This is a genomic window from Chromatiales bacterium 21-64-14 (assembly GCA_002255365.1).
GTDB lineage: Bacteria > Pseudomonadota > Gammaproteobacteria > 21-64-14 > 21-64-14 > 21-64-14.
The window spans coordinates 37774-51626 of sequence record NCBI01000009.1 but is presented as its reverse complement, the minus strand read 5'-3'; the positions used below and the strand labels follow the sequence as shown (position 1 = coordinate 51626).

Sequence of the window (13853 nt, the reverse complement as noted above, 5' to 3'; positions counted from 1 at the left end):
TGACAGGGGCGTAAGGCGAGTGGATTCCCACCACCGCGAGTGGGAAAGCACCGCGGGACGCCGCACCCGGACCGGGATTCAAAGTTCCCCAAGGGGCCGCACGAAAGTGTATTCGGCTGGTTCGACCACCAATAAATGGGCCGCCTCCCCGACGTTGCCGCCCAGCAGGCTGAAGGGCAGGGAAACCACGAAAACGCCGGTGGTGATAAAGGTCCCGATCGCGGCGGCCGGCCGGATCAGCAGCAGGTCGGCTACCATGGAGTCGGCGGAAGCATGTTCGCTGCGCATGCCACCGCCGGAATTGTAGGCCGCGGCAACACCAGGCAATCCTAACCCCGCACAGGCCACCGTGGACGCCAAGACATAATTTACGAGTTTTTTTCGGAACGAGTTCATAACGGTGCACCTCCGATGATACACGGGCTCCAGGAAGACCCGTCACTCCGGTCGGCCGGTCATGGAATCCGGACCGCACCCCGGCTCCCAGTATAGGCGACCCGGTCCCAGAATACTTTAGCCCGCTGGGGTCCGGAACGCCGCCCAAGGGGCCTGCCCCGGCTCAGCGGACCACCGTCGTGCCCACCTCCACACCCCGCTCCAGGGTCCGGTGTAGGGTGCAGGTGGACGCCGCCCGGACGGCCGCGTCCACGCGGTCCTCCGGCAATTCCGGCCAGCGGATCTCCATCTCCACGGTGTCGATCCGGTAGGGCCGATCCTTATAGTGCCAGCGCAAGCGGATGTGCAGGTCCGCAACGCCGGCATCGATCTGATGTGCGTAGCTGGCCAACACGGCGTAGGTACAAGCCGCCAGGGAGGTAACGAACATCTCCATCGCACCAAAACGGAGCCCGGCCTCGTCGCCGGTCACCGTTAGATGCTCGTCGTGGAGTTCGCTCACCACCAACTCGGTCTCGCCCAACAGGCGGATCTTCATGCGGGGTCGCGGGTCCGAACGGTCAGGTGTGGGCGGATACGATGGCGATCTCGTCGCCGTTCGTTACCGGGGAACTGGGATCCGTAAAAGACTTGTTCACCGTCACCTTGACGGCGTGTTCGGCAAGGGCGTCGTTCCAGCGCGGCCCGCGCTCCCGCAACCATGCCAGCAGGGTACCGACATCGCTCACCGATGGGGGCAAGTCCGTCTCCTCCGCGTCGCGGCCGATCAGGTCCACCAGTTTCGCAAAATACAGGATCCGGGCCATGGGTGTGAAAGATCCGCTGTGCCGTTGGCAGGCATGCCGCTCCGGCGGGTGGCCAGAGTGTAGGGCCAAACTCAGCCCCGTTCAAATATCGCCACCGACTCCACATGGGCGGTGTGGGGAAACATATCGACCACCCCGGCCCGGACTAGCCGGTAACCCAGCCCGCGGACCAGTTCCCCCGCGTCCCGGGCCAGTGTCGCGGGATGGCACGAGACGTAGGCAATGCGGGTCGGCTTCAGCCCCTTCAGGTACGGGATGATCGCCTGGGCACCGGAGCGCGGCGGATCCAGCAGCACCCGGTCGTAACGCCCGGCGAGCCAAGCCGCGCCCGGCTCCGGCGACGCCAGATCGGCGGCATGAAATTCGGTGTTGTCGAGCCCGTTGCAACGGGCGTTGTCGCGGGCCCGGCGCACCAAGCCCGCGTCCCCCTCCACCCCCACCACGTAGCCGGCGCGGCGCGCCAGTGGCAGGGTGAAGTTGCCAAGTCCGCAGTACAGATCCAGCACCCGTTCCCCACCCTCCAGCGCCAGCAGTTCCACCACCCGCGCAACCATGCGCTGGTTCATGCCGGCGTGGACCTGCGCAAAGTCGGTGGGATTGAATTTAATCTCCACCGCGTACTCGGGCAACCGGTAATCGAGCCACCCCGCTCCTCCGTCCAGGGGTACCACGCTGTCCGGCCCCCCGGACTGCAGGAACATGCGCAACCCATGCTGCCGGCCGAAGGCCGCGAGTCGTTCCATGTCACTATCGTTCAAGGCGTGAAGATGACGGATCACCAGGGCGGTTTCATCGTCGCCGGCAGCCACCTCCAGCTGGGGGATCTGTTCCGCGACTGACAGACTCCCGATCAGCGCGGCGAGATCCGCTAGTCGTGCGCCCACGCTCTGGATCAGCACCTCGCAACTCGACAGTTCCGCCACCTTGGAGCTGTGCTTTTCCCGGAATCCCACCAGCACGCGGCCCTTGCCTGGGACGTAGCGCACACCCAACCGCGCCTTGCGGCGGTAACCCCAGCGCGCACCGGAAAGGGGCTCCAGCAAGGCCTCCGGCTGAACCTTGCCGAGACGCTGGAGATTGTCCAGCAGGGATTCCTGTTTGGCCCGCAACTGCGCCGCCGGATCCAAGTGCTGCAGGCTGCAGCCCCCGCAGGTATCAAAATGGGCGCACCGCGGGACGGTCCGGTCCGCGGAGGGACGCAGGACCTCCACGGTAACCCCTTCGTCGAAATCCCGGCGCCGTGCCCGGTAGGCGAAGCGCACCGACTCCCCCGGCAGGGCGCCATCGACGAACACGGTCTTGCCGTCGATCCGCGCGACACCGCGCCCGTCGCTGGCAAGCCGCTCCACCTCCGCGACGGCCGGTGCCGGCAGGACCCGCGTGCGGCGCGCGCGGCTCACGGACGCAGAACCCCGGCGCCGCGTGACCGCAATCCGTACGTGATGGGACCCATGGGAGAGGCCACGCCGGTGCGGTCAGACCAGCCCGACGCGAGGCGCGAGGGATTCATCCGTGGTCTTGCGGCGCGGGCCAGGCAGCGAGGAACCGGCGCAGGTGGGGCCGGTCGTCCTGATTCAAGGTATCACGCACCAGTTGGCACTCGCGTTGGTATTCCTCCGCACCCAGCCGGCCGCGGATCTGCTCAAAACGCAGGTACACCAAATAGGTATTGATGACATCCGTCTCGCAGTAGTCCCGGATCGCGCCCAGTTCGCCCTCCAAATACCGCTCCCAGACCTGCGCGCCATCCATGCCCATCTTTCCCGGCAGACCCAGCAAGGTGGCGATCTCGTCCAGGGGCGCCACCGCCCGGGCCTGGTAGCCGGACAGCACGTCCATAAGATCGGTATGACGCTCATGGAAGCGGTTCAGGTAGTTGTTCCACCGGAAGCCCTGGTCATCGGCGCCGGTTTCCCAATAACGGGGCGCCGGAATTCCGTGGCGCAACGCCCGGTAATGCAGCACCGGGAGATCGAAGCCACCGCCGTTCCAGGACACCAGGGTGGGGGTATAGCGCTCCACGCCATCGAAGAAACGCCGCACCAGTTCCGCTTCCGGGGCGTCCACCTCCCCCAGAGACCAGACCTTGAACCAATCGCGGGTACGGACCGCGAGCGAGATTGCCACCACCCGTTGCAGATGCAGCCGTAGAAAGTCGTTGCCGCCGGTCTGCTGACGGCGGACCGTATACATGACCTGCGCCACGTCGCCGTCGCTCAACCCATCCAACCCGTAGAGCCGGCGTCCCGCCTCCACATCGGGCACCGTTTCGATGTCGAACACGAAGACGTTATTCATAGAACGGGGACTCCCGTCCGGGACGCGATTCCGACCACGATCTGGTGCCGACGTATCCCGGTCATTTGCGCTTCCAGCTCCCATCCGCCGCCTGATACCACCAGCCGGACGGCGCATTGGCGATCCAACGCTGGGCGAACACCTTGCGGACATCCGCTTCCCATTCGGGGTGGCCATTGGCCGCCGCGATGGCCTGATACAGGGCATTGCGGTCCTGGTTGTCCTGCGCCACCAGCTGCTGCACCCGGTTGCGCTGGGAGAGCGGCACCGCGCCCAGGTTGCGAACCGTGAGCAAGCCGCCCTGGGTCATGCCGATGGCGCCGCTGTCATAGAACGGTGCGAGGGCGGGGTGACGGGCCTCCAGGGACGCGCGGATACCGCGGATGGTGGGACTTTGCACATTGAGATCCGCCGCCGCGTGGGCGACCGGGACCAGCAGGTTCATCAGCGCCAGCAACGGACCGCCGGAAGGCACCGAACGCAACCCCTGGGGCTTGGCCGGCGCGGCCCCGGGCTGCGGTGCCGGCACCGGCACCGGCGCGGAACCGGCGCCGTACACGCCCTGGATGATCCGGTCCGCCGCCTTCTGAGCGGCGGCGGCGGGGAAATAGATGTTGATGGTCACGCAGCCGGAGAGCAGGCTCGCGACCATCCCGTACCAAAGCCAGGATCTGTGCCTCATATTGCGTTCTCCTTCGATTTCGACGTTACGGGCCCGCGGCACCCGCCGCCTCCCGGGTGACGCTGCGCAACTGCGCCACCAGCGCATCCCAGTCCACTTGGTGCGCGAATCCCACGACGCTGATCCGTGGCAGTCCGCCGCCCTTCACGATGTAATATCCGCCCCCCGGCGCCGGTCCGATGCCACCCATCTCGCACACATCCTGGCGCAACCGGCAACTCAACCCGAGCCGCTGGTAGGAAAACTCGTGGAACACCCGGAACAGGATACCGGTTACGAGCCCTCCGACGCCCCCGCCACCGATCCGGGTCAGGTTCTTCAAGGCCTTTTGGCTGATGCGGTGCCGCGAACCGTCGTCGGAGGGCGTCGCCAGCCGCGCGTCGAAGCGCACCGGTTTCCAGTTATCCAGTTGCAAGCCTGCGACGCGACCACTCAGCCGGCCTTCCATCTTACCAAAGGAGAAGGTGCGGGTGAGCGTCTGCAGGTCCAGATTCCGGATCGCGACGTCCGCGCTCAGGGCGGGCACCCGCCCGAACGGACGGGTCAGGCGCAGGTCGCGCACCGTGATGTCACCCCCGAACACCCGCACCAACAGGACCCCGTTCACCCGCACCTGGTGATCCTGGTAGCGCACCTGGGGGATCATGCCGGACAGCTTTCCGGAGAACGGTGTCCAGCCGAGCGTGCGGGTCAGTCCCTCCAGCGAGACCGGTGTCAGGACCGCGGCGAACTGCCACGACATGGCGGGACTGCCCGGCCGGTCCACCTGGAGATCGTTCACCAGCAAGGCCCCGTCCAGGACCGGGATGCGCGCCTCCCGGTCGAGCGCGAGGGTCCCAGCCCGTGAGGTGAAGGTCAGCGCAGCGGCACCGATCGGGATCCGGTAGAGCGCTGCACTCCGCCAGGCCAACGCGGAGTGTACCGGGGCCGCGCCCAGGGTCCATTGCACCGTGCCGGTGGCGTCCTGGAGGCCGAAGCGCCCGCGCGGATCGCTCAGATTGACACCGGCCAGGGTCAGCGCCAGCGCCCGCAGGGCCCCGTCGCGGTAACGCACACGCCCGCGGATCTCTCCGTGCGGCACCAGGCCGTCGAAAGCAGTGCCGTAGAGGAACGGCTGGAGGTAGACCGGGTAGGCCGCGCCCAGCTCGAGCCGCACGTGGGAAAGCGCGACTGCCCGCAGGTGCACGCCGCCGGTCAACCCGAGACGCACGTCCCCGCGCGCCGACAGGAGCCCGGGGTGCTCCAGCGCCAGATCCGAGAAGACCAGTGCTTGTCCCGGGCGCCAGCGAAAACGCCCGTGGGCCGTGATGGGACGGTCCGGAACCTGGAGGTACAGCGGGTCGACATAGAGCTGGCCCCGGATCAGCCGCACGCCCGCGCTCCCCTGCCAGGCCGCGTGCCGGCGCCGGGCGTCGAGGCGGATCGAAGCACCCAGGCCCTCGCTCGCGTAGCGCCCGGTCGGTTCCGTCACGGTCAAGCGGGTACCCGAGACGCGCGCACGCAGGGCGCGCACGCCCCCGGCGTCCCCCGCCAGCGACGCGTTCAGGGCGACGCGACCGGTGGCCTTGAAGGCCCCGGTGGGCACGCCAAAGCGCCGCAGGGTGGTCACCAGGGGCGCCGCGTCCAGCGCGCGGGCCGCGAGGTCGAGGGACCAACCACTCGGGGTCCAACGCCCCGCAAGGCGCAACGCCCCCGCCGTCAGGCGCAGGCGCGGGATCGTGACCGTCACCGCGCCGGTGGCGCGCCGGTATTGGAACCGTACCGGAAATGACCCCGGGAGCACCCCGGGCGCGGTGAGTTCCGCATGGGCGTCGTCGCAGCGCACGCCCGTGGCATCCAGCGCCGCGCCGGTGCAGCGGATCGCGACGTTGCGCAACACTGGCAGGCCACCGGGCAATGTCAGGGCGGTGATGGATACGCTCAGGTCCGCCTGCCCGTGACCGACCGGGGCGAGGCTCACCCGCACGTCCCGGGCCTGCCAACCGGATCCGGCCAGCTGCGCCATGGAGAACGTCACGGAGTCCACCGCCGCGGCGCGCCCCGCCACCAGTGCGAGGATCACCAGCAGCGCGAGGCGGCGGCTCGTCACGTCTCAGTCGGGTGGAAAGACCCCGGTGGAGAGATAACGGTCGCCACGGTCGCAGATGATGGCGACCAGCACCGCATGCTCCAACTCCCGGGACAAACGCAGCGCCGCGGCCACGGCGCCGCCGGAGGATACGCCGGCGAAGATCCCTTCCCGCGCGGCCAGTTCGCGCGTCGTATCCTCAGCCTCCTGCTGGCTCACCTCCAGGGTGCGGTCCACGCCCGCCGGATCGAAGATTTTCGGCAGATAGGCCGCGGGCCAACGCCGGATGCCGGGGATCTGGGAACCTTCCGTGGGCTGCACCCCCACGATCTCGATACCCGGGTTCTGTTCCTTAAGGAACCGCCCGGTGCCCATGATGGTCCCGGTAGTGCCCATCGAACTGACGAAATGGGTGATGGCGCCACCGGTATCGCGCCATATCTCCGGGCCGGTGGTTTCATAATGGGCGCGCGGGTTGTCGGCATTGGAGAACTGATCCAGCACCTTGCCCTCGCCCTGGGCTTCCATGCGTAACGCGAGATCGCGCGCCCCCTCCATCCCCTCCTGACGTGATACCAGGATCATGCGGGCGCCGAAGGCGCGCATCACCGCGCGCCGCTCCACGCTCATGTGCTCCGGCATGATCAGCACCATGCGGTAGCCGCGCATGGCGGCGGCCATGGCCAGTGCGATGCCGGTGTTGCCGCTGGTCGCCTCAATCAGGGTGTCGCCGGGGCGGATCTCGCCGCGTTCCTCGGCGCGGCGGATCATGCTGGTCGCGGGGCGGTCCTTCACGGAGCCGGCCGGGTTGTTGCCCTCCAGCTTCACCAGCACCGCGTTGGTGGTCGCGCCCGGGAGCCGCTGCAACCGGACCAGCGGAGTGTTGCCGACGAAGTCTTCCAGCGTTGGAAACGTCATGCCCAAAGTCCACCTCGCGGGAACGCAGAAAATCCGGGCTGCGCCAGAGCCACCGTGTCCGCGCACATCTTCGGCGGCGCGACGGCCATCAGTCCCGGTGGGCCTCGCGCATGAGCCGCTTCATTTCGCGCACCGCCGCTTCGAGGCCCGTGAAGAGCGCCCGCGCGACGATGGCGTGCCCGATGTTGAGCTCCCGGATCGGCTCTAGGGCGGCGATGGGCCCCACGTTGTGGAAATGGAGACCGTGGCCCGCGTTGACCTGCAGGCCCGCCCCCCGGGCCAGTTCCACCGCCGCGACGATACGTTCCAATTCGCGGCCACGACTTGCCGTATCGGGCGCATCGGCGTAGTGGCCGGTATGGAGCTCCACCACCGGGGCTCCGGCCGCCGCCGCCGCCTCGATCTGGCGCGGCTCCGCATCGATGAACAGGGATACGCGCACGCCGGCCCCCGCCAGCCGCCCGCAGGCCTCGCGTACCCGCGTCAACTGCCCCGCCACGTCGAGTCCGCCTTCGGTGGTCAACTCCGCGCGCCGCTCCGGCACCAGGCAGCAGTCCTCGGGCGCCAGCCGTTCCGCGAACGCCAGCATTTCCCCGGTAACCGCCATCTCCAAATTCATGGGGGTCGTCAGGACCTGGCGCAGCAACTCCACGTCCCGCTCCTGGATGTGGCGCCGGTCTTCGCGCAGGTGCAGCGTGATGGCGTCCGCCCCCCCCTGCTCCGCCGTCAGCGCAGCCTGGACCGGGTCCGGGTAGCGCGTACGGCGTGCCTGGCGCAGGCTCGCCACATGGTCGATGTTGACCCCAAGACGGATCGGTGGCGTGCGGTTCATAGTGGGCAAGAGTATAGGGGGCGGCCGGTATAATGGAAATCCGCGACCACCCGCGGCCGGACTACCGGGCCTCGAGGAACTCAACCCCCGGTACCATGGTCCTCGTCGCGGCTATGCACACGAAACAGGTCGCGGCTCTTCAGGGGCCGGCCGCCCAAGTGGCGCGCGATGGCGGCACGCATGAGCCGCTTGGCCTCCTGCCGGCGCTCCGGATCGGCGGGTAAGACCTCCCGGGCCAGGGCCAGCAGGCTGCTGCCGTGAATCGCCGGATCCGCGATGTCCCCCTCATCCTCAGGCAACGGTCCCAGATCCAGCCGATACCGGTAGCGCCGTTCCGCGTCGATCGGTTGGCCGGAGCGTGCCTCGCGATCCAGGAGCAACCCGTATCCCAACTCCTGCAACAATCGTTTTTCGAAGATCCTCAGCGCGGGCTCCTCCTGACCGGCCGCCTGCAGGGCCGTCAGGACCGCTTCGTAGGCCTGGTACAGGGCCGGATGGGGATCGTGGCGCAGCAGCAGGCGCACTAGCAGTTCGTTGACATAGAAACCGCTCAACAGGCCGGCACCCGCCAGGCCCATCATCGGCCCGTTCGCCTCCGCACCCACCAAAGTGGCCAGATCACCGCTCCCGGACCAGGACAGAAGCAGGGGTCGAAACGGTTGGAGCAGGCCGCGCATGCGCGAGCGCGGTGCGCGGACCCCCTTCGCCACCAACCCCACACGCCCGTGCTCGGGAGTCAGGGCCTCCACCAACAGGCTGGTGTCCCGATAGGGCCGAGGGTGGAGCACGTAGCCCGGCTGCAACGCCACCCGCTTGGGTTGGCTCATGACCGGAAAAGGATCGCTGCGAGGCCCGTCAAGAGCGGATGTGATACTTGCATTTTACTCTATATCTATATATTAAATATATAGTTTTATATTGCTTCTATGGCCAAATAATCGCTAGCCGCCGGGGTCCTGAAAGGCGTCATCATAACCGAGACTGCTGAGCGCCCCGGAGTCGTCGGACCAGCCCTCCCGCACCTTCACCCAAAGCTCCAGAAAGACCTTTTTCCCCAGTTCGTGCTCCAGGTCGAGCCGCGCCAGGCGGCCGATCTCTTTGAGTACGCCGCCGCCCTTGCCGATCACAATTTTCTTCTGTCCGTCCCGCTCCACCCAGATCACTGCGCGGATACGGATCAGCGCCTCCAACTCCTCGAAATCCTCGATGGAAACCGCAAGCGCATAGGGGATCTCCTGACCCAGTCTGCGCGTGAGCTTCTCACGGACCAGCTCGGCGGCCAGAAACCGCTGGCTGCGGTCGGTTACCTGGTCATCGGGAAACAGATGCACCGAAGATGGCAGCAATTCCATTACCTTGCGTTCCAAGGCCTCGACGTTGTCTCCATCCTGTGCCGAGGCCGGAAACAGCTCGCGGTAACGGCCCGACCGGCTGCGCTCCTCCAGGTAGGGCAGCAGGCGTGTCTTGTCCACCACCTTGTCCACCTTGTTGACCACCAGGATCGCCGGCGCGGGGAGCTCGCGGATCAGTTCTTCCACGTATTGGTCTTCGCCGGTCCAGTGCAAGGCCTCCACCACGAACAGCAGGGCATCCACATCGTGCAGCGCGGAGCGTGCGGTGCGGTTCAGGTAACGGTTCAAGGTCCGCCGTGACTCCCGGTGCAGGCCGGGGGTATCCACATAGACCGCCTGGTCCGGGCCCACGGTCTTGACGCCGTGGATCCGGTGCCGAGTGGTCTGGGGCCGCGGGGCGGTGATGCTGATCTTCTGCCCCACCAATCGGTTGAGCAGTGTCGACTTGCCCACGTTGGGCCTGCCAATGATGGCGATGAATCCGCAACGGGTCGGGGGTTTACTCATGAACGGTGCCAGACTCCAGGCGCGGGGCAATGAAAACGCACTCAGTCTACACCCAGCCGGCTGAGGGCCACACTGGCCGCGGCCTGCTCGGCCTTGCGCCGGGACCGCCCGACCCCCTCGACCAGCAAGCCCAACTCCGCTACGCCACACGCCACGGTAAACGTCTGGGCATGGTCCTCCCCGGAGACTCCGGTCACTTGGTAGTCCGGGAGCGGCAGCCGCCGCGACTGCAGGTGCTCCTGCAGTCGCGTCTTAGGATCCTTGCGCACCCCCTCCTGTGGCAACTCTTCCAACCGTTCCCGATACATCCTCAGGATCAGATCCCGGCATGTCTCCCAACCACCGTCGAGATACACCGCGCCGAACACCGCTTCCATGGCATCCGCCAGGATGGACTCGCGGCGAAAGCCGCCGCTCTTAAGCTCCCCGCCACCCAGCGCCAGAAAATCACCGAGATTCAGATTACGGGCCAGGATCGCCAGGCTCTCGCGCTTCACCAACGCCGCCCGTAGACGGCTAAGCTCGCCTTCATCGGCCTGTGCAAACCGCTCGTACAACTCCGCGGCGATCACAAAACTGAGGATGGCGTCCCCCAGAAACTCCAGCCGCTCATTGTTACGGCTGCCGGCGCTGCGATGGGTAAGCGCCCAGGCAAGATACTCCGGATCGTCGAACCGGTAGCCGAGCGCGGATTCCAGCCTGTCTACTGGCAAATTCAACGCAACGTCACTTGCTTGTCGAATTTAACCACCGCATCCACGTTGCCCAGGATCGGGACCTCGACCTGGTACTTCGCCTCCAGCTGCTTCCCACCATTCACGGGCCGGATCGTGACCTCACGCGCGGTAATATGCTCCACGTTGTTGACTTCGAAACGGCGGTCCAGCAGGTCACGGAGATCCGAGGGCGATTTATCCGCGAGGCCACCTTGGGTCTTCATTGAATCCAGCGAAGAGGCCACCGAGAAATATTCAAGGTAGGCCGGGATAAGCCGCAACGCCAGAAGCACAAAGAAGCCGCCGATGAAAATTAGCAGCAGTAAACCAATCATGCTCATACCTTCTTGCCGTCGTATTGTCTTCATTGCCTCCTCCTTAACGCGACGTGCCAACCCAGCCTAGTGTATCGCCTGCCCGATCCGCTGCCATGCAACACCGCCACGCAGCATGTCCCAGCTCATCCAGATCAGGAACGCCCTCCCGACCAGATTGCGCTCCGGAACCGAGCACCAGTAACGACTGTCGTTGCTGTTGTCGCGATTGTCGCCCATCACGAAGTACTGTCCCGCGGGCACCGTATAGGTACCGGCCGGCATACAATCGAACGAACGGTACATCGGTTCGGTCTCTATGAGGATGTCGTGCTTCACCGAGCCTAATTGCTCGGAGCGCAGCTGCACGCCGGGTACCGGCTGCCCATCCTCGTTGATGTACTGCCCGATCACGGTCTGTGGCTGTGGCTTGCCGTTGATGTAAACAATTTTGTCCCGGTAGGCGATATGGTCCCCCGGAAGACCGACCACCCGCTTGATATAATCCACGGATGGGTTGCGCGGATAGCGGAACACCATCACATCCCCGCGCTTCGGTTCGCCCACGTTCAGGATCTTAACGTTGAAGACCGGAATTCTAAGCCCGTAGTCGAACTTGTTGACCAATATGAAATCCCCCGGCAGCAGCGTCGGCTCCATGGACCCGGAGGGGATCCGGAACGGTTCCACCACGAAGGAACGTAACAACAGGACGATCACGATGATCGGGAAGAACGCCCGCGCGTATTCCACGAGCAGTGGCTCACGGCTCGATGAGGCCCCCGCCCCATCACCCAATTGGCCCCTGCGCCGGGGCGCCCATATGAAAGCATCTACGGCCCATATGGCGCCAGTGATGACGGCCGCCGCCATAAGAAACGCTGCGAAATCGAAATTCATGCTTAGCTCCCGTTGCGGATTTTCGTAAAACCACGGACCTGCCTGAGTAGTGTATGCAGAACCGGGCGAAGCGAAAACCGAGGCCGTTTCGCGATCGTTCGAGGCGAATAGCCAGCGCTATTCGACGGAAAGAATCGCAAAAATGCGCCGATATTATGTCGCCACAATCGCTGCACGATCACCCGGACCGGCTCCTCCTGGTGCCTTATTTCTTGTTCGCCTGCAGCACGGCCAGAAACGCTTCCTGGGGAATATCGACCTTGCCGACCTGCTTCATGCGCTTCTTGCCTTCCTTTTGCTTCTCCAGCAACTTGCGCTTGCGCGTGATATCACCTCCGTAGCACTTGGCCGTGACGTTCTTGCGCAAGGCCTTCACCGTGGAACGCGCGATGATCTGCCCCCCGATGGCGGCTTGGATCGCCACCTCGAACATCTGCCGGGGAATGATCTCGCGCATACGTTCCACAAGATCGCGCCCGCGCGGCTGCGATTGTTCCCGGTGCACAATCGTCGAAAGGGCGTCGACCCGTTCGTTGTTGATGAGCACATCAAGCCTGACCAGCGGCGCGGCCTGGAATCTCAAAAAGTGGTAATCGAAGGACGCGTATCCACGGCTCACCGATTTCAACCGGTCGAAAAAATCCAGCACCACCTCACTCAGGGGCAGTTCATAGGTGAGCGAGACCTGTTTACCGAGATAGAGCAGCTTCTTCTGGGCGCCGCGCTTTTCGATACACAGACTGATCACCTGCCCTACATAGTCCGGCGGCAGTAGGATGGTCGCCTCGATGATCGGTTCTCGCATCTCCTGGATTTGGGCCAGCGGCGGCAGCTTGGACGGATTATCGATGGACATGATGTCGCCTGCCGCTGTGAGGATCTCGTACACCACGGTCGGTGCCGTGGTGATCAGATTCAGCGCGTATTCCCGTTCCAGACGTTCCTGTACGATTTCCATGTGCAGCATGCCGAGAAAGCCACACCGGAAACCGAAACCCAGGGCATCAGAGGTCTCGGGCTCGTAATACAGGGAGGAATCGTTCAAACGCAGCTTCTGCAGCGCCTCCCGGAAATCCTCGTAATCGTCGGAACTGACAGGGAACATGCCGGCGAACACACGGGGTTGGATCTTTTTGAAACCGGGGAGCGGAGCCCCGGCCGGGCGGTGCGCATCCGTGAGCGTGTCGCCCACCGGCGCCCCGTCGACCTCCTTGATGCCCGCGATGACATAGCCCACGTCCCCGGTCGCGAGCACCTGGGTATCCTGACGTTTCGGACTAAAGATACCGACCTTTTCGACTTGCTGGGTGCGGCCCGTGGACATGATCTGGATCTTCTGGCGCGGCGCGATCTTACCGTTGAAAACGCGCACCAGGGAAATCACGCCAACGAAGTTGTCGAACCAGGAATCGATGATCAGCGCCTGGAGTGGCGCGTCCGGATCCCCCCGCGGTGGAGGGATACGCTGCACCAGGGCCTCCAACAGTTCCGGTACACCGGCGCCGGTCTTCGCACTGACGCGCAGGGCGTCGTGCGCCTCAATACCGATGATCTCCTCGATGTCCTCGATGACCCGTTCCGGATCCGCAGCGGGGAGATCGATCTTATTGAGGACCGGCACCACCGTGAGATTCTGTTCGGTAGCCGTATAGCAGTTGGCCAGGGTCTGCGCCTCGACCCCCTGGGAGGCATCAACTACCAGTAACGCGCCCTCGCAGGCCGCCAGGGAGCGCGACACCTCGTAGGAGAAATCCACATGGCCCGGGGTATCGATGAAGTTCAGACGATAGCGCTGTCCGTCCCGGGCCTGATAGTTCAGCGACACACTCTGCGCCTTGATGGTAATGCCGCGTTCCCGTTCCAGGTCCATGGAATCGAGTACCTGCGCCTCCATCTCCCGGTCCGCCAGGCCACCGCAGAGCTGAATCAACCGATCCGCCAGCGTGGACTTCCCATGGTCGATATGCGCGATGATCGAAAAATTGCGGGTACGTTCCATGCCGGTTACCAGTAGAGGCCCAGGGCGGGCTCCCGATACCATCTGGCCCCCAAGCTCCGGACGGA

The 13853-nt window shown here is 65.2% G+C and carries 15 protein-coding genes; all 15 read right to left on the bottom strand.

Features of this window, described 5'->3' with window-relative positions; genetic code table 11:
• Positions 1–78 precede the first annotated feature (78 nt).
• Positions 79–360 carry a hypothetical protein gene (locus tag B7Z66_06740; GenBank protein OYV76954.1) on the bottom strand — a complete coding sequence of 94 codons (282 nt, stop codon included), beginning with the start codon at positions 358–360 and terminating at the stop codon, positions 79–81.
• Between the two features lie 199 nt (positions 361–559).
• Positions 560–934, bottom strand: coding sequence for a hypothetical protein (locus tag B7Z66_06735; protein ID OYV76926.1), 375 nt, complete (start codon positions 932–934; stop codon positions 560–562).
• Between the two features lie 22 nt (positions 935–956).
• Positions 957–1202, bottom strand: a complete 246-nt coding sequence (locus B7Z66_06730) for a hypothetical protein (GenBank protein ID OYV76925.1) — start codon at positions 1200–1202, stop codon at positions 957–959.
• Positions 1203–1273: 71 nt separating this feature from the next.
• Positions 1274–2602, bottom strand: coding sequence for a 23S rRNA (uracil(1939)-C(5))-methyltransferase (locus B7Z66_06725; GenBank protein OYV76924.1), 1329 nt, complete (start codon positions 2600–2602; stop codon positions 1274–1276).
• Between the two features lie 106 nt (positions 2603–2708).
• The gene (locus B7Z66_06720; protein ID OYV76923.1) at positions 2709–3500 is read right to left on the bottom strand and encodes a 3'-5' exonuclease; all 792 of its coding nucleotides are present in this window, start codon (positions 3498–3500) and stop codon (positions 2709–2711) included.
• A gap of 61 nt (positions 3501–3561) precedes the next feature.
• Positions 3562–4182 carry a hypothetical protein gene (locus B7Z66_06715; protein ID OYV76953.1) on the bottom strand — a complete coding sequence of 207 codons (621 nt, stop codon included), beginning with the start codon at positions 4180–4182 and terminating at the stop codon, positions 3562–3564.
• 25 nt (positions 4183–4207) lie between these two features.
• Entirely contained in the window at positions 4208–6271 is a 2064-nt protein-coding gene (locus B7Z66_06710) for a hypothetical protein (protein OYV76922.1), read from the bottom strand.
• Positions 6272–6274: 3 nt separating this feature from the next.
• Positions 6275–7168, bottom strand: a complete 894-nt coding sequence (locus tag B7Z66_06705; protein ID OYV76921.1) for a cysteine synthase B — start codon at positions 7166–7168, stop codon at positions 6275–6277.
• A gap of 88 nt (positions 7169–7256) precedes the next feature.
• Positions 7257–8000, bottom strand: coding sequence for a pyridoxine 5'-phosphate synthase (locus B7Z66_06700; protein ID OYV76920.1), 744 nt, complete (start codon positions 7998–8000; stop codon positions 7257–7259).
• Between the two features lie 80 nt (positions 8001–8080).
• On the bottom strand, positions 8081–8827 hold the full coding sequence (locus tag B7Z66_06695; GenBank protein ID OYV76919.1) for a DNA repair protein RecO: 747 nt from the start codon (positions 8825–8827) through the stop codon (positions 8081–8083).
• A gap of 114 nt (positions 8828–8941) precedes the next feature.
• Positions 8942–9859 carry a GTPase Era gene (locus tag B7Z66_06690; GenBank protein OYV76918.1) on the bottom strand — a complete coding sequence of 306 codons (918 nt, stop codon included), beginning with the start codon at positions 9857–9859 and terminating at the stop codon, positions 8942–8944.
• A 41-nt stretch (positions 9860–9900) separates the two neighbouring features.
• Positions 9901–10578 carry a ribonuclease III gene (locus B7Z66_06685; GenBank protein OYV76917.1) on the bottom strand — a complete coding sequence of 226 codons (678 nt, stop codon included), beginning with the start codon at positions 10576–10578 and terminating at the stop codon, positions 9901–9903.
• The gene (locus tag B7Z66_06680) at positions 10575–10943 is read right to left on the bottom strand and encodes a hypothetical protein (protein ID OYV76916.1); all 369 of its coding nucleotides are present in this window, start codon (positions 10941–10943) and stop codon (positions 10575–10577) included. Before B7Z66_06680 ends, B7Z66_06685 begins: the two co-directional genes overlap by 4 nt.
• A 33-nt stretch (positions 10944–10976) precedes the next feature.
• Positions 10977–11789: a signal peptidase I gene (locus B7Z66_06675; GenBank protein OYV76915.1), complete on the bottom strand. Its 813-nt coding sequence runs from the start codon at positions 11787–11789 to the stop codon at positions 10977–10979.
• Positions 11790–11994: 205 nt separating this feature from the next.
• Positions 11995–13788, bottom strand: a complete 1794-nt coding sequence (locus B7Z66_06670) for an elongation factor 4 (protein ID OYV76914.1) — start codon at positions 13786–13788, stop codon at positions 11995–11997.
• Between the last annotated feature and the right edge of the window lie 65 nt (positions 13789–13853).